Source organism: Pseudomonas sp. FG6, from assembly GCF_057809015.1.
Window position 1 is genome coordinate 13,050 of record NZ_JBMDJD010000006.1, and the last position, 15,067, is coordinate 28,116.

General features: G+C 62.6%; 14 protein-coding genes. 11 read left to right on the plus strand and 3 right to left on the minus strand.

From position 1 onward, the window contains the following. Positions 1 to 335 precede the first annotated feature (335 nt). The 4 genes from ACODSJ_RS05430 (at position 336) to ACODSJ_RS05445 (ending at position 3,876) form a co-directional block, all read left to right on the plus strand. Positions 336 to 1,133 carry a hydroxymethylpyrimidine/phosphomethylpyrimidine kinase gene (locus ACODSJ_RS05430; RefSeq protein WP_024616125.1) on the plus strand — a complete coding sequence of 266 codons (798 nt, stop codon included), beginning with the start codon at positions 336 to 338 and terminating at the stop codon, positions 1,131 to 1,133. Positions 1,134 to 1,165: 32 nt separating this feature from the next. After that, positions 1,166 to 1,792 (plus strand): thiamine phosphate synthase, encoded by a 627-nt coding sequence (thiE, locus tag ACODSJ_RS05435; protein WP_489100757.1) that lies wholly within the window; start codon positions 1,166 to 1,168, stop codon positions 1,790 to 1,792. Between the two features lie 28 nt (positions 1,793 to 1,820). Then, positions 1,821 to 3,104 carry a glutamate-1-semialdehyde 2,1-aminomutase gene (gene hemL, locus ACODSJ_RS05440; protein ID WP_489100758.1) on the plus strand — a complete coding sequence of 428 codons (1,284 nt, stop codon included), beginning with the start codon at positions 1,821 to 1,823 and terminating at the stop codon, positions 3,102 to 3,104. Between the two features lie 217 nt (positions 3,105 to 3,321). Continuing rightward, on the plus strand, positions 3,322 to 3,876 hold the full coding sequence (locus ACODSJ_RS05445) for a tetratricopeptide repeat protein (RefSeq protein ID WP_072411482.1): 555 nt from the start codon (positions 3,322 to 3,324) through the stop codon (positions 3,874 to 3,876). Between the two features lie 154 nt (positions 3,877 to 4,030). Here the strand turns inward: ACODSJ_RS05445 and ACODSJ_RS05450 are convergent, their stop codons facing one another. Next, complete coding sequence (locus ACODSJ_RS05450) at positions 4,031 to 4,360, minus strand: DUF1820 family protein (protein WP_489100759.1); 330 nt, start codon at positions 4,358 to 4,360, stop codon at positions 4,031 to 4,033. A 268-nt stretch (positions 4,361 to 4,628) separates the two neighbouring features. Here ACODSJ_RS05450 and miaB point away from each other — a divergent pair, with 268 nt between their 5' ends. The 5 genes from miaB to lnt all read left to right on the plus strand — a co-directional run bounded on the left by miaB (position 4,629) and on the right by lnt (position 10,083). Continuing rightward, complete coding sequence (miaB, locus tag ACODSJ_RS05455; RefSeq protein WP_489100760.1) at positions 4,629 to 5,957, plus strand: tRNA (N6-isopentenyl adenosine(37)-C2)-methylthiotransferase MiaB; 1,329 nt, start codon at positions 4,629 to 4,631, stop codon at positions 5,955 to 5,957. A 236-nt stretch (positions 5,958 to 6,193) separates the two neighbouring features. Then, positions 6,194 to 7,201, plus strand: coding sequence for a PhoH family protein (locus ACODSJ_RS05460; protein ID WP_489100761.1), 1,008 nt, complete (start codon positions 6,194 to 6,196; stop codon positions 7,199 to 7,201). Beyond that, positions 7,194 to 7,652: an rRNA maturation RNase YbeY gene (ybeY, locus tag ACODSJ_RS05465; protein WP_489100762.1), complete on the plus strand. Its 459-nt coding sequence runs from the start codon at positions 7,194 to 7,196 to the stop codon at positions 7,650 to 7,652. The genes ACODSJ_RS05460 and ybeY overlap by 8 nt, the downstream gene beginning before the upstream one ends. Positions 7,653 to 7,692: 40 nt before the next feature. Continuing rightward, on the plus strand, positions 7,693 to 8,532 hold the full coding sequence (locus tag ACODSJ_RS05470; RefSeq protein WP_489100763.1) for a CorC family transporter: 840 nt from the start codon (positions 7,693 to 7,695) through the stop codon (positions 8,530 to 8,532). A gap of 27 nt (positions 8,533 to 8,559) precedes the next feature. Continuing rightward, positions 8,560 to 10,083: an apolipoprotein N-acyltransferase gene (gene lnt, locus ACODSJ_RS05475; RefSeq protein WP_489100764.1), complete on the plus strand. Its 1,524-nt coding sequence runs from the start codon at positions 8,560 to 8,562 to the stop codon at positions 10,081 to 10,083. A 153-nt stretch (positions 10,084 to 10,236) separates the two neighbouring features. Here the strand turns inward: lnt and ACODSJ_RS05480 are convergent, their stop codons facing one another. Both ACODSJ_RS05480 and ACODSJ_RS05485 read right to left on the minus strand, forming a co-directional pair. After that, positions 10,237 to 10,998 carry a YdcF family protein gene (locus tag ACODSJ_RS05480; protein WP_489100765.1) on the minus strand — a complete coding sequence of 254 codons (762 nt, stop codon included), beginning with the start codon at positions 10,996 to 10,998 and terminating at the stop codon, positions 10,237 to 10,239. Positions 10,999 to 11,101: 103 nt separating this feature from the next. Beyond that, positions 11,102 to 11,422, minus strand: a complete 321-nt coding sequence (locus tag ACODSJ_RS05485) for a hypothetical protein (RefSeq protein WP_489100766.1) — start codon at positions 11,420 to 11,422, stop codon at positions 11,102 to 11,104. 292 nt (positions 11,423 to 11,714) lie between these two features. Between ACODSJ_RS05485 and leuS the strand changes: the two genes are divergently transcribed. Together leuS and ACODSJ_RS05495 are read left to right on the plus strand one after the other, a co-directional pair. Next, positions 11,715 to 14,321: a leucine--tRNA ligase gene (leuS, locus tag ACODSJ_RS05490; protein ID WP_489100767.1), complete on the plus strand. Its 2,607-nt coding sequence runs from the start codon at positions 11,715 to 11,717 to the stop codon at positions 14,319 to 14,321. An 89-nt stretch (positions 14,322 to 14,410) separates the two neighbouring features. Further along, complete coding sequence (locus ACODSJ_RS05495; RefSeq protein WP_489100768.1) at positions 14,411 to 15,016, plus strand: LPS-assembly lipoprotein LptE; 606 nt, start codon at positions 14,411 to 14,413, stop codon at positions 15,014 to 15,016. Positions 15,017 to 15,067: the final 51 nt, after the last annotated feature.

Here is a 15,067-nt window from a genome sequence, read left to right on the forward strand (position 1 = left end):
ATCAGGAAGCCCCCCATTCCCTGAGTAGACGTAACACCGGCACGACCTGTTATTGGTTGGATCCATCACTAGCATAGCCGTTGATGGCCAATTTGCACCATTGAATTCTTTCCTACAAAAGGCTCTAGAACGGCAGTTTCAGAGCAAAGTATTGAGATAGAGCTGTTGCTTTGGTCAGGTTAGGGATTGATCGAGCGAAAGCGCTGGCGAAGGTGATTTCCTGTGGCGAGGGAGCTTGCTCCCTCGCCACAAAAGCAATCGCCAATGTGGCCCTGCACCAGAAACCCCCTGACCCGAGCACCGATGAAACAGGTTTGGTGGTAAGCTCGCGCACCATGAATATCTACAGCTCTCGTCCCGTTGTCCTCTGTCTCTCCGGCCACGACCCTAGTGGCGGCGCCGGTCTGCAGGCCGATATCGAAGCCCTGCTCGCCCAGGGTTGCCACGCGGCCCCGGCCGTTACCGCCCTGACCGTGCAGGACACGGTCAACGTCAGCGATTTCCGTGTACTCGACCGGGAATGGGTCCTGGCCCAAGCCAATGCGGTGCTGAACGACGCCCAGGTCGCGGCGGTCAAGCTGGGGATGCTCGGCTCGCTGGAAATGGTCGACACGGTGGTCGAACTGCTCCAGGCCCACCCGCACCTGCCCATGGTCTGCGACCCGGTGCTGCGCGCCGGCGGTGGCGGACGCCTGGGCAAGGATGAAGTCGGCTACGCCATGCGCGAACGCTTGCTGCCCCTGGCGATCATCGCCACCCCCAACCTGCCCGAGGCACGCATCCTCGCCGAATTGCCCGAGGGCAGCGCCGACGAGTGCGCCGAAAAACTGCTGCCCTTCGTCAAGCACCTGCTGATCACAGGTGGTCATGGCGATGAACACGAAGTCCACAATCGCCTGTACAGCCGCGACGGTCGCCGCGAAACGTTCACCTGCCAGCGCCTGCCCGGCAGCTATCACGGTTCCGGCTGCACCCTGGCCAGCGCCCTCGCCGGTCGGCTGGCCCAGGGCGAGCAACTGGCCAGCGCGGTGAAGACCGCACTGGACTACACCTGGCGAACCCTGCGCGACGCCGAACAACTGGGCAAAGGCCAGTTCGTGCCGCGTCGCCTGCCGCTGGATTTCTGCTCGTAAGGTTCTAATTCATTACACCGGAGGCCTGTGGCATGAAATTACGTGGCCTTTACGCCATCACCGACAGCCAGTTGCTGGCCGGCAAGTTCCTCGCCTATGTCGAAGCGGCGCTGGAGGGTGGCGTCACCCTGCTGCAATACCGCGACAAAAGCAGCGACGAGGCCCGTCGCCTGCGCGAAGCCGAAGCGCTGCGCACCCTGTGCGAGCGCTACAAGACCCAACTGATCATCAATGACGACGCCGAACTGGCCGCGCGCCTGGGCGTCGGCGTCCACCTGGGCCAGACCGACGGCCCGCTGGCGCCCGTGCGCGCGCTGCTCGGGCCCAAGGCGATCATCGGTTCTACCTGCCACGCCAGCCTCGAACTGGCCGAGCAGGCCAGCGCCGAAGGTGCCAGCTACGTCGCGTTCGGCCGGTTTTTCAATTCCAACACCAAGCCCGGCGCGCCCAGTGCAAACCTTGAATTGCTCGAACAGGCACGCCTCAAACTGCATATACCGGTGTGTGCCATTGGCGGCATCACCCTGGACAACGCCGCGGCGCTGGTCGCCCACGGCGTCGACTTGCTGGCCGTGGTCCATGGCCTGTTCGGCGCCGACAGCAGCGCTGAAGTGACACGCCGCGCCCGCGCCTTCAACGATCTGTTGCAGATCCAGTAACCCTTTTTTCGTTTTCGAGAGCCCAACCATGTCCCGTTCCGAAACCCTGTTTGCCAACGCCCAGAAACACATCCCCGGCGGCGTGAACTCCCCCGTCCGTGCGTTCAAGAGCGTGGGCGGCACCCCGCTGTTCTTCAAGCACGCCGAAGGCGCGTACGTGACCGACGAAGACGACAAGCGCTACGTCGACTACGTCGGCTCGTGGGGCCCGATGATCCTCGGCCACAGCCACCCGGACGTGCTGGAAGCGGTGCGCAACCAGTTGCAGCATGGCTTGTCCTATGGCGCCCCGACCGCCATGGAAACCGAGATGGCCGACCTGGTCTGCTCGATCGTGCCGTCGATGGAAATGGTGCGCATGGTCAGCTCCGGCACCGAAGCGACCATGAGCGCGATCCGCCTGGCGCGGGGCTACACCGGCCGCGACAGCATCATCAAGTTCGAAGGCTGCTACCACGGCCACTCCGACAGCCTGCTGGTCAAGGCCGGTTCCGGCGCGTTGACCCAAGGCGTACCGAGTTCGGCCGGCGTACCGGCAGCGTTCGCCAAGCACACCCTGACACTGCCGTTCAACAACCTGGAAGAAGTCGAGAAGCTACTTGGCGAAGTCGGCAAGGAAGTGGCCTGCATCATCGTCGAGCCAGTGGCCGGCAACATGAACTGCGTGCCGCCGGCCCCGGGCTTCCTCGAAGGCCTGCGCAGCCTGTGCGACCAGCACGGCGTGGTACTGATCTTCGACGAAGTGATGACCGGTTTCCGCGTCGCCCTTGGCGGCGCCCAGGCCCATTACGGTGTCACACCGGACCTGAGCACCTTCGGCAAGATCATCGGCGGCGGCATGCCGGTCGGCTGCTTCGGCGGCAAGCGCGCCATCATGGAATGCATCGCACCGCTGGGCCCGGTCTACCAAGCGGGCACCTTGTCGGGCAACCCGCTGGCCATGGCCGCCGGCCTGACGACATTGCGCCTGATCAGCCGCCCAGGCTTCCACGCCGAACTGACCGATTACACCACTCGCCTGCTCGACGGCCTGCAGATCCGCGCCGACGCGGCCGGCATCCCGTTCGTCACCACTCAGGCCGGCGGCATGTTCGGCCTGTATTTCAGCGGTGCCGATGACATCGTCACCTTCGAAGACGTGATGGCCAGCGACGCCGACCGCTTCAAGCGCTTCTTCCACCTGATGCTCGAAGGAGGCGTGTACCTGGCGCCGAGCGCGTTCGAAGCGGGCTTCACGTCCATCGCCCATGGCGAGGCGGAGTTGAAGATCACCCTCGACGCGGCCGAACGAGCCTTTGCTGCGCTGAAATAAGCCTGTGGATAACTGACGCTGGCTGACGCCGGCGTCAGTGATGACTGACAACCCCCCACCCTTTTCCTACGTATTTCCCCGCGAAGCGGTCGTTGATGTTCCTTCGCGACAGAAAAACGAGTAAAGACTTTGTAAGGATGGCCCTGCTTATTTCATAATGCGCGCTTATTGGATCCCCCGGAGGGTCCGCGCGCCCCTCAGAGGTAAGTCGATTCCCATGAACCGCACCGGCCGCACCCTTGCCCTGGGCTGCCTGTTGCTCCTTCAGCCGCTGCTCGCGAATGCGCAGGCAGGCGGTAACTCGTTGTTGATCCCGGCACTGGGCCGTTGCACGCTCAACACCCAGCCACAAGATCTCGCACCGGCACTCGACGCCTGTCAAAAAGCGGCGGATGCAGGTGATGCGCAAGCACAATACGAGTTGGGTGAGTTCTACTACGAAGGCAAGGCTGCGCCGCGTGACCTCAAGCAAGCCCTCAACTACTTCGAAAAGGCCTCCCTGCAAGGCCATGCCCAGGCGCAATTCAAGCTTGGCGGCATGTTCTTCCATGGCGAAGGCGTACCGGCCAATAACGTCCAGGCCTACATTGTCCTGAAAATGGCGGCGGTCAACGGCGCCGAAGACGCCCTGGACACCGCCGACGAAGTCGCCGAACAGATGCCTCGCGATGAACTCGAAGTCGCCACCCAGGTGCTGGGACAGATCTTTCGCAAATACCTGATGGAATTGCAGAACGCCGACGGGCGCACGCCTTTCTCGCCGCTGCCCTGAATTCACCAGTGGCTCCTGTGGCTGGGAGCTTGCTGTGGCGAGGGAGCTTGCTCCCGCTGGGCTGCGCAGCGGCCCTAAGATTTTGCGGTCGCTGCGCGACCGAGCGGGAGCAAGCTCCCTCGCCACAAAGGACGGCGCCTAGCGATCGACGGGTTTACTTCTCAGGCATCGGCATCGGAAACGGCATGACATTGCCACCCGTGCCGCGAGCTTCGCTGATCTTCGCAACGCCCAGGCGCTCCACCTCGTCGATTCGCACGATCGAATGCATCGGCACGAAACTGCGCACCACGCCTTCGAACTGCGCCTTGAGCTTTTCTTCGCTCGGGTCGACGACCACCTGCGTGCGCTCGCCAAAGATGAACTCCTCCACCTCCAGGAACCCCCACAGATCGCTCTGATAGATCTGCTTGGCGTACATTTCGAACACCTGGCCCTGGTTGAGAAAAATCACCTTGTAGATTGGAGCTTCACGTTTGGTCATGGCAGGCGAAACACATCGGCGGGTAAAAATGAGGGCGCAAACTATAGCATAGCCACTGCTCGCACAGCGGTAGGAAACCAGTGGCCTGTACGGTTACGAGTGCCAGGGCTTGCCAGGCAAGGTGCCATGACGAGTCGTAGCCCGCTACGGCGAGGAATGGCAACGCAGCCTGGTAAGTCCTGGCGCCGAAGTTGAGTGCGCGAATTAGCCACACAGGCCACTATTTCCTTATAATGCGCGGTTCTTTGAATCACGTGATGACCCGTCCATGGCCAAGAAGCTTTACATCGAAACCCACGGTTGCCAGATGAACGAGTACGACAGCTCGCGCATGGTCGATCTGCTGGGCGATCACCAGGCCCTGGAAGTCACCGCCCGCGCCGAAGACGCAGACGTGATCCTGCTCAACACCTGCTCGATCCGCGAACGCGCCCAGGACCGGGTGTATTCCCAACTGGGCCGCTGGCGCGAACTGAAGCTGGCCAACCCGGAAATGGTCATCGCCGTGGGTGGCTGCGTGGCCAGCCAGGAAGGTGCCGCCATCCGTGATCGCGCGCCCTACGTGGACGTGGTCTTCGGCCCGCAGACCTTGCACCGCCTGCCTGAGATGATCGACGCCGCGCGCGTCACCAAGCTGCCGCAAGTGGACGTTTCGTTCCCCGAAATCGAGAAATTCGACCACCTGCCCGAACCGCGCATCGATGGCCCAAGCGCCTATGTGTCGGTCATGGAAGGTTGCAGCAAGTACTGCACCTTCTGCGTGGTGCCCTACACCCGTGGCGAAGAAGTCAGCCGGCCGTTCGACGACGTGATCGCCGAGATCATCCACCTGGCGGAAAACGGTGTGCGCGAAGTGACCCTGCTGGGCCAGAACGTCAACGGCTATCGCGGCCTGACCCACGACGGGCGCCTGGCGGACCTCGCCGAGCTGATCCGCGTCGTGGCGGCGGTGGAGGGCATCGACCGTATTCGCTACACCACCTCGCACCCCTTGGAGTTCTCCGACAGCCTGATCCAGGCCCACGTCGAGGTGCCCGAATTGGTCAAGCACCTGCACTTGCCGGTGCAGTCGGGCTCCGACCGGATCCTGGCGGCAATGAAGCGCAACCACACCGCACTGGAGTACAAGTCCAAACTGCGCAAGCTGCGCGCGGCGGTGCCGGGAATTTGCATCAGCTCGGACTTTATCGTCGGCTTCCCCGGCGAAACCGAGAAAGATTTCCAGCAGACCATGCAGTTGATCGAAGACGTGGGCTTCGACTTCTCCTATTCCTTCGTCTACAGCCAGCGCCCCGGCACCCCGGCGGCCGACCTGGCCGATGACACCCCCGAGGAAGTGAAGAAGGAACGGCTCAACGCCCTGCAACATCGTCTCAACCAGCAAGGTTTCGAGATCAGCCGACAAATGGTCGGCTCGGTCCAGCGGATCCTGGTGACCGACTACTCGAAAAAGGACCCGGGCGAATTGCAGGGACGCACCGAGAACAACCGCATCGTCAACTTCCGCTGCGACACCCCGGCCCTGATCGGCCAGTTCGCCGACGTGCACATCGACTCCGCACAGCCGCACTCCTTGCGCGGTTCGCTCATCCAGTAGCCTTCTGCAAAACACTATTGCCTGTGGAAGCAAGACCTGTGGGAGCAAGGTTTGCCCGCGATCAAGGCACCGCAATCTTACTGAAGACCGCGGCGCCTTGATCGCGGGCAAGCCTTGCTCCCACATGGATTGTGCCAGGCCTGTGATCAGATTCGCCTGTTTAATAGCTTTCGCACCCAGCCTACTGGCGTTATCCTTGATTTCACCTTAATTGCCCCGGGCGGCTAAAAACGACCTTGAACGCACCCATCGAACCCCATCGTTTCATTCTCGAGCCCTTCGAGGCTCGCCGCTTCGCCAATCTGTGCGGGCAATTCGACGAGCACCTGCGCTTGATCGAACAGCGCCTGGCCATCGAGATCCGCAACCGCGGAAACCAGTTCGAACTGATCGGCGAACCCAAGCACACCACCTCCGCGGAACACCTGCTGCGCCGTCTCTACCGGGAAACCAAGGGAAGCGAGCTGTCGCCGGACATGGTCCACCTGTTCCTGCAGGAATCGGCCGTCGAGGAACTCGACAACCACGCACCTGCGGAACCTGCCGTGGCCCTGCGCACGAAAAAAGGCATGATTCGCCCTCGCGGCTTGAATCAGCAGCGCTACGTGAAGGAAATCCTGGCCAACGACATCAACTTCGGCATCGGTCCGGCCGGTACCGGCAAGACCTACCTGGCCGTGGCCTGCGCCGTCGACGCGCTGGAACGCGAACAGGTGCGGCGCATCCTGCTGGTACGCCCGGCGGTCGAAGCGGGTGAAAAACTCGGCTTCCTGCCTGGTGACCTGAGCCAGAAGATCGACCCATATCTGCGCCCGCTCTATGACGCGCTGTATGAAATGCTCGGCTTCGAATACGTCGCCAAGCTGATCGAACGCCAGGTCATCGAAGTCGCGCCACTGGCCTACATGCGCGGTCGGACCCTGAACAACAGCTTCATCATCCTCGACGAAAGCCAGAACACCACGGTCGAACAGATGAAGATGTTCCTGACCCGGATCGGCTTCGGCTCCACCGCCGTCATCACCGGGGACATCACCCAGGTCGACCTGCCCCGTGGCACCAAGTCCGGGCTGCACCATGTGATCCAGGTGCTCAAGGACGTGCAGGGCATCAGCTTCACGCACTTCATGCCCAAGGACGTCGTGCGCCATCCGTTGGTGCAGCGCATCGTCGAAGCCTACGAGCGCTTCGAGCAGCGCGCCGAGGACATGCAGGAAAGCAAAGGCAGCCGCCAAGATGCTTGAACTTGACCTGCAACTGGCCAGCGAACACACCGCCCCCAGCGAAGCCCAGTTCCGCCAGTGGTGCGAACTGGCCCTGCGCCAGCGCAGCGCCGACTCGGAGCTGACGATCCGCCTGGTGGACGAGCCCGAAGGCCGCGAACTGAACCACACCTGGCGCCAGAAAGACTACGCCACCAATGTGCTGTCGTTCCCCGCCGACGTGCCGGATGAACTGCTCGATATCCCGCTGCTGGGCGACCTGGTGATCTGCGTCCCGGTGGTCGAGCGCGAAGCCGCCGAACAAGGCAAGACTGCCGAGGCCCACTGGGCTCATCTGGTGATTCACGGCTGCTTGCATCTTCTGGGTTACGACCATATAGAAGACGACGAAGCCGAAGAAATGGAAGCACTGGAACGAACGTTGCTTGCAGAGTTGGGTCATCCCGACCCCTACGCCGGCGACGAGCATTGATACATCAACCTGTAACGACAAAGGATTCAGAGTAATCGCTATGAGCGAAGATCGATCGAGCAACGGGCAGAAGTCATGGCTGGGCAAGCTCACCCAGGCTTTTGCCCATGAGCCGAAAAACCGCCAGGAGCTGTTGGAGCTGCTGCGTGACGCCCACCAGAACAAACTGCTGGACAGCGAAGCCCTGGCCATCGTCGAAGGCGCCATCCAGGTCGCCGACCTGCAAGTGCGCGACATCATGGTCCCGCGCTCGCAGATGGTCAGCATCAAGGCAACCCAGACCCCTCGCGAATTCCTGCCGGCCGTGGTCGACTCCGCTCACTCGCGCTACCCGGTCATCGGCGAGAGCCATGACGACGTCATGGGCGTGCTGCTGGCCAAGGACCTGCTGCCGTTGATCCTTCAGGAAAACGGTGACAGCTTCAACATCAAGGATCTGCTGCGCCCGGCCACGTTCGTGCCGGAATCCAAGCGCCTGAACGTGCTGCTGCGTGAGTTTCGCGCCAACCACAACCACATGGCCATCGTCATCGACGAGTACGGCGGCGTGGCCGGGCTGGTGACCATCGAAGACGTGCTCGAGCAGATCGTCGGCGACATCGAGGACGAGCACGACGTCGAGGAAGACAGCTACATCAAGCCGCTTCCCAGCGGCGACTTCCTGATCAAGGCGCTGACGCCGATCGAGAACTTCAACGAATTCTTCGACAGCCAGTTCTCCGACGACGAATTCGACACCGTCGGTGGCTTGGTGATGAGTGCTTTCGGGCACCTGCCCAAGCGCAACGAAACCACGGAAATCGGCGCCTGGCGTTTCCGCATCTTGAATGCCGACAGCCGTCGGATTCACTTGCTGCGCCTGTCACCCATTGCCCGATAACCCCTGCAAGACCTGTTAAGGACAAACATGCGCTGGATATCCCGCCCCGGCTGGCCCGGTAACCTGCTGGCCGTGGTGGCCGGCGCGATCACCACCCTGGCCCTGGCACCGTTCAATATCTGGCCGCTGGCACTGCTGGCGGTCGGCTTGTTCTATGCCGGCCTGCGCGAGCTCTCGCCGCGCCAGGCCCTGGGCCGTGGCTGGTGCTTCGGCTTCGGCCTGTTTGGCGCCGGCACCAGCTGGATCTACGTCAGCATCCATAACTTCGGCGGCGCCTCGGTGCTGCTGGCCGGGTTGCTGATGCTGCTGTTCATCGCCGCCATCGCCTGGTTCTTCGCCCTGCCCGCCTGGCTATGGGCGCGCTGGTTGCGGCGCAACGAGGCGCCGCTGGCCGATGCCCTGGCCTTCGCCGCCCTGTGGCTGGGCCAGGAAGCCTTTCGTGGCTGGTTCCTCACCGGGTTCCCATGGCTCTATTCCGGCTACAGCCAGCTCGACGGCCCATTGGCCGGCCTCGCACCGCTGGGCGGAATGTGGCTGATCTCCTTCACCCTGGCCCTGACCGCCGCGCTGTTGTACAACGCGCGCCGTCTGCTGGGCGGCGGGCGCAAAAGTTTCATCGCCGCCGGCGTCGCACTGCTGGTCGGCCCATGGGTGGTCGGCATGGCGCTCAAGGGCCACGCCTGGACCAGTCCCTCGGGCGACCCGCTGAGCGTCGCGGCGATCCAGGGCAACATCGAACAAAGCATGAAATGGGACCCGGAACAGCTCAACGCGCAACTGGAGCTGTACCGCGACATGAGTTTTACCTCCAAGCGCGTGGATCTGCTGATCTGGCCGGAAACCGCGGTGCCGGTGCTCAAGGAGTCGGCCCAGGGTTACCTGGACATGATGGGCAGCTTCGCCGCCGAGCGGCATTCGGCCCTGATTACCGGCGTGCCGGTCCGCCAACTGGTGCGCCACGAGAAGCGCTACTTCAACGGCATCACCGTGACCGGCGAAGGCGACGGCACGTACCTGAAGCAGAAACTCGTGCCGTTCGGCGAATACGTACCGTTGCAGGACATCCTGCGTGGCCTGATCGCATTCTTCGACCTGCCCATGTCGGATTTCGCCCGGGGCCCGGCCGACCAGCCATTGCTGCAAGCCAAGGGTTACCAGATCGCCCCGTTCATTTGCTATGAAGTGGTCTACCCGGAATTTGCCGCCGGCCTCTCGGCCCGCAGCGACCTGCTGCTGACCATCAGCAACGACACTTGGTTCGGCACCTCCATCGGCCCGTTGCAACACCTGCAAATGGCCCAGATGCGCGCCCTGGAAGCCGGACGCTGGATGATCCGCGCCACCAACAACGGCGTGACCGGCCTGATCAACCCGTTCGGCCAGATCACCACACAGATCCCGCAATTCGAGCGCGGCATCCTGTACGGCGAAGTGGTGCCGATGCACGACCTGACGCCCTACCTGCAATGGCGGTCGTGGCCGTTGATCATCCTGTGCGGGTTGCTGCTGGGCTGGGCGTTGATGGCGGGGCGGATGGCCAAGACGGTTTAACGCGTTCCCCATGCGAATGAAAAACCTTGGGATCAAAGAGATTCTTGTGGGAGCAAGGCTTGCCCGCGATGCAGGCGCCTTGGCTCCCAAGGTAGGACCGCGTCGATTTCATCGCGGGCAAGCCTTGCTCCCACAGATGTCCTCCCCCACGACTCAGCGGTAGAACAACCAGTACCCCACCAACCCCACTGCCTCATTCATCAACTGCCCTGACTGCCAGATCGACTTGAACTCCGGCATCCAGCCGCCCAACGGTCGGGCATTGTCCTGCCCCAGGAAACCCACCGGTGCCGGCATCACCTCAAAGCCGGCCCGTTCGAAGCTCAACAGCGCCCGCGGCATGTGCCAGGCCTGGGTGACCAGCACGACCCGTTTGATGCCTGCCGGCAGCAAAATCTCGGCGCTCATCTGCGCGTTCTCCCAGGTCGTGCGGCTGCGTTCCTCCTGCCAGCGGACGGTGACGCCAAAATCATCCAGCATCGAGTCGGCCATCAGCTTCGCCTCGCTCGGCGGCGTGCCGTAGTGCAAGCCGCCGGTGGTCAGCACGGGCAAGCCCGAAGCCTTGGCCAGCCGCGCCGCATAACGCTGGCGCTCCAGCCCCACGCCAGTGGGCTGGTCGCTGCCCCAGGCCGGATCGCCACGCTCACGGCCCGAGCCCAACACCACAATGGCATCGGCACGCTGGGCCAGGCTCGCCCATTCACTGCGCGCCAGCGGCGGTTCGCGCTCCAGTGCCTTGGCGCTCCACTGCACCACCACCGGCAGGCTCATCAACCAGAACCCGCCCAGCCCCACGCCAAAACACAAGCGGGCCAGGCGCGGCCGGGAGTTTCGCCACCACCAGGCAAGCGCCAGCAGCAGCAAGAGAATGCCGGGCGGCAATAAAAGTTGTTTGATGAAATAACGAAACGGCATCGGGCATCTCCATAGATGCCCGAAGCCTAAGTGGGTTGGCGCAAAGCGACAACAGATTCGACAAGACCTGGATTCGAAAACAGCGGTACGCGTGGACCCGGCTTTACTTGAACTGCAGCGACCGGCGCTTGGCCGCGTTTTTATCGGATAACCGCTCCTTGAGCCAGACCACCTTGGCCGAACGGGGCGCATCGAGACGCTCGAGCATCGGGGATCCGCTTGTGCGGGCTCGATGTCCGACCTGCTCAAGGTATGCCTTGACCAGTTCGAACTCTGCGGGGCTCAAGCCGCGCAGTTCCAGCTCTGCCGGACGCTCGTCGCGCAAGCGACCGGCGGTTCTTGCGGCATCCAATGCCATCCCGAGACGATCGATCAGTTTTTCATACAACTCTGGTGTAGCGACTTTTCGTTGTGATTCAACCATCCCTCACCTCATTGAAGATAAGACTCACTCCCCATTGAGAAGCTTAGCTTCGCTGGGCGAACCGGCAGGCCGCCGCGACCAACGGCCCTGAACGCCGCCCATCGGCGGGTGTCGACGATGACCACCACGCAATCAGGGTTTCCCTCGGTAGAGCGCGGTCATGTATGCTACGGCGCTTCCTGTAACTCCAATTCCAGCCTGGCTGGGCATCGAAAACGCCGCAATCGGCGTCGTCAGCGTCCAACAGGGCCACGAAGAGGATTGGGCCACCCCATTCAGTACAAAAGTAGCCATGCACGAACACTACCAGCCCCGTGAAATCGAAGCCGCCGCCCAGTCGTTCTGGGACGAGCAAAAGTCCTTTGAAGTCAGCGAACAGCCAGGCAAGGAGACCTACTACTGCCTGTCGATGTTCCCTTACCCCAGCGGCAAGCTACACATGGGGCACGTGCGCAACTACACCATCGGCGACGTGATCTCCCGCTACCAGCGCATGCAAGGCAAGAACGTCCTGCAACCCATGGGTTGGGACGCCTTCGGCATGCCGGCGGAAAACGCCGCGATGAAGAACAACGTAGCGCCCGCCAAGTGGACCTACGAAAACATCGCCTACATGAAAAGCCAGCTGCGCAGCCTGGGCCTGGCGGTGGACTGGTCTCGCGAAGTGACCACCTGCAAGCCCGACTACTACCGTTGGGAACAGTGGCTGTTCACGCGTCTGTTCGAAAAAGGCGTGATCTACCGCAAGAACGGCACCGTGAACTGGGACCCCGTGGACCAGACCGTACTGGCCAACGAGCAGGTGATCGACGGTCGCGGCTGGCGTTCCGGCGCGCTGATCGAGAAGCGCGAGATCCCGATGTACTACTTCAAGATCACCGCCTATGCGGATGAACTGTTGGAGAGCCTCGACGAGCTGACCGGCTGGCCCGAGCAGGTCAAGACCATGCAGCGCAACTGGATCGGCAAGTCCCGGGGCATGGAAGTGCAATTCCCCTACGACGTCGCCTCGATTGGCGAAGCCGGCGCGCTGAAGGTCTTCACCACCCGTCCGGACACGCTGATGGGCGCCACCTATGTGGCCGTAGCGGCCGAGCATCCGCTGGCGACCCTGGCGGCACAGAACAACCCTGAGCTGCAGGCGTTCATCGCCGAATGCAAGGGCGGCAGCGTCGCCGAAGCCGATGTCGCCACCCAGGAAAAGAAAGGCCTGCCGACGCCCCTGTTCGTCGAGCACCCGCTCACCGGCGAAAAACTCCCGGTGTGGGTCGCCAACTACGTGCTGATGCACTACGGCGACGGCGCGGTCATGGCCGTGCCCGCCCACGATGAGCGCGATTTCGAGTTCGCCCACAAGTACAACCTGCCGGTCAAGACCGTGGTGCGCACCAGCGCCGGTGACCAGACTCCGGCACCGTGGCAAGACGCCTACGGCGAACACGGCGAACTGATCAACTCCGGCGAATTCAACGGCCTGGACTTCGCCGGTGCATTCGATGCCATCGAAGTTGCGCTGATCAAGAAGAACCTCGGCGCCTCGCGCACCCAGTTCCGCCTGCGCGACTGGGGCATCAGCCGCCAGCGCTACTGGGGCTGCCCGATCCCGATCATCCATTGCGACAGCTGCGGCGACGTACCGGTGCCGGAAGACCAGTTGCCCGTGGTCCTGCCGGAAGACGTCGTACCCGACGGCGCCGGCTCGCCCCTGGCGCGCATGCCCGAGTTCTACGAGTGCAACTGCCCGAAATGCGGTGCGCCGGCCAAGCGTGAAACCGACACCATGGACACCTTCGTCGAGTCCTCGTGGTACTACGCCCGCTACGCCTCGCCACGCTATGAAGGCGGGCTGGTGGAAAAATCCGCGGCTGACCACTGGCTGCCGGTGGATCAGTATATCGGCGGGATCGAACACGCCATTCTCCACCTGCTCTACGCGCGCTTCTTCCACAAGCTGATGCGTGACGAAGGCCTGGTGAGCTCCAACGAGCCGTTCAAGAACCTGCTGACCCAGGGCATGGTGATCGCCGAGACTTACTATCGTCGCGAAGCCAACGGTGCCTACACCTGGTTCAACCCGAGCGATGTCGAACTCGAACGCGACAGCAAGGCCAAGGTCATCAGCGCCAAGCTGATCGCCGACGGCCTGCCGGTGGAAATCGGCGGCACCGAGAAGATGGCCAAGTCGAAGAACAACGGCGTCGACCCACAGTCGATGATCGACCAGTTCGGCGCGGACACCTGCCGCCTGTTCATGATGTTCGCCTCGCCACCCGACATGAGCGCAGAATGGTCCGACTCCGGCGTCGAGGGCTCGCACCGCTTCCTCAAGCGCGTCTGGCGCCTGGCGCAGGCCCACGTCACCCTGGGCCTGCCGGGCAAGCTGGATGTCGCCAGCCTGAACGACGAACAGAAAGCCATTCGCCGCTCGATCCACCTGGCCATCAAGCAGGCCAGCCACGACGTCGGCCAGAACCACAAGTTCAACACCGCCATCGCCCAGGTGATGACGCTGATGAACGTGCTGGAAAAAGCCGCACAAGCCACCGAGCAGGATCGCGCACTGGTCCATGAAGGCCTGGAAGCCGTGACGCTGCTGTTGGCGCCGATCACACCGCACATCAGCCACGAGCTGTGGAGTCAACTGGGTCACGCCGACCCGGTGATCGACGCCAGTTGGCCGGTGGTGGACGAAACCGCGCTGGTACAGGACAGCCTGACCCTGGTCATCCAGGTCAACGGCAAGCTGCGTGGCCAGATCGAAATGCCGGCCGCCGCCACTCGCGAAGAAGTCGAAGCCGCCGCACGGGCCAATGAGAACGTACTGCGCTTCGTCGATGGCCTGACGATTCGCAAAGTGATCGTCGTGCCGGGCAAACTGGTCAACATCGTCGCAAGCTAATTGGACCGGGCGCCTGGCCAAAGGCCGGGCGCCGAATTTAACCTGCGGGGTCGCCCGATCGACCCATGGGTTTCAAGGGGAGCAACAAGATGATCAAACGTAATCTGCTGGTGATGGGCCTGGCGGTCCTGTTGAGCGCCTGCGGCTTCCAGTTGCGCGGCACCGGCACCACCGAGCTGGCGATCAAGGAGCTGGACCTCAGCGCACGGAACGCCTACGGCGACACCGTGAAAATGCTGCGCCAGACCCTGGAGAACAGCGGGGTAAGGATTTATAACGGTGCCCCCTACAAGTTGGTGCTGACCAATGAACAGCAAAGCCAGCGCAGCCTGAGCTATGCAGGCGCGGGTCGTTCGGCTGAATATCAACTGACCAACGAACTGAGCTACGAGATCCGTGGCCAGAACAACCTGTCGCTGCTGGACGACAAGCTTCAGGTGCAGAAGGTCTACCTGCATGACGGCAACAACATCACCGGCTCCGACCAAGAGTCAGTCGAAACTCGCAACGAAATGCGTCGTGACCTCGTCCAGCGCATGATGCTGCGCCTGCAACAGCTGAGCCCTGCCCAGCTGGAACAACTGCAACAGGCCGCCAACGCCCGCGCCAAGGCCGACGCCGATGCGCTGGAAGCGGCACGCAAGGCTGAAGCGGAAACCCCGCAACAGTCGCCGATGCAGATCCCGGCTGAATAAGCCTTGCGGGGCGCTTTGGCGCCCCGCTCGCTTCCTCTTATGAGCTGTGCT

Excerpts from the sequence above, each read along its gene's own strand:
- ACODSJ_RS05450 (WP_489100759.1), bottom strand. The coding sequence starts at position 4,360 with ATGACCAAACGTGAAGCTCCAATCTACAAGGTGATTTTTCTCAACCAG.
- miaB (WP_489100760.1), top strand. The coding sequence starts at position 4,629 with ATGGCCAAGAAGCTTTACATCGAAACCCACGGTTGCCAGATGAACGAG.
- hemL (WP_489100758.1), top strand. The coding sequence starts at position 1,821 with ATGTCCCGTTCCGAAACCCTGTTTGCCAACGCCCAGAAACACATCCCC.
- ACODSJ_RS05430 (WP_024616125.1), top strand. The coding sequence starts at position 336 with ATGAATATCTACAGCTCTCGTCCCGTTGTCCTCTGTCTCTCCGGCCAC.
- ACODSJ_RS05470 (WP_489100763.1), top strand. The coding sequence starts at position 7,693 with ATGAGCGAAGATCGATCGAGCAACGGGCAGAAGTCATGGCTGGGCAAG.
- ACODSJ_RS05480 (WP_489100765.1), bottom strand. The coding sequence starts at position 10,998 with ATGCCGTTTCGTTATTTCATCAAACAACTTTTATTGCCGCCCGGCATT.
- ACODSJ_RS05445 (WP_072411482.1), top strand. The coding sequence starts at position 3,322 with ATGAACCGCACCGGCCGCACCCTTGCCCTGGGCTGCCTGTTGCTCCTT.
- thiE (WP_489100757.1), top strand. The coding sequence starts at position 1,166 with ATGAAATTACGTGGCCTTTACGCCATCACCGACAGCCAGTTGCTGGCC.
- ACODSJ_RS05495 (WP_489100768.1), top strand. The coding sequence starts at position 14,411 with ATGATCAAACGTAATCTGCTGGTGATGGGCCTGGCGGTCCTGTTGAGC.
- ybeY (WP_489100762.1), top strand. The coding sequence starts at position 7,194 with ATGCTTGAACTTGACCTGCAACTGGCCAGCGAACACACCGCCCCCAGC.
- ACODSJ_RS05485 (WP_489100766.1), bottom strand. The coding sequence starts at position 11,422 with ATGGTTGAATCACAACGAAAAGTCGCTACACCAGAGTTGTATGAAAAA.
- lnt (WP_489100764.1), top strand. The coding sequence starts at position 8,560 with ATGCGCTGGATATCCCGCCCCGGCTGGCCCGGTAACCTGCTGGCCGTG.
- leuS (WP_489100767.1), top strand. The coding sequence starts at position 11,715 with ATGCACGAACACTACCAGCCCCGTGAAATCGAAGCCGCCGCCCAGTCG.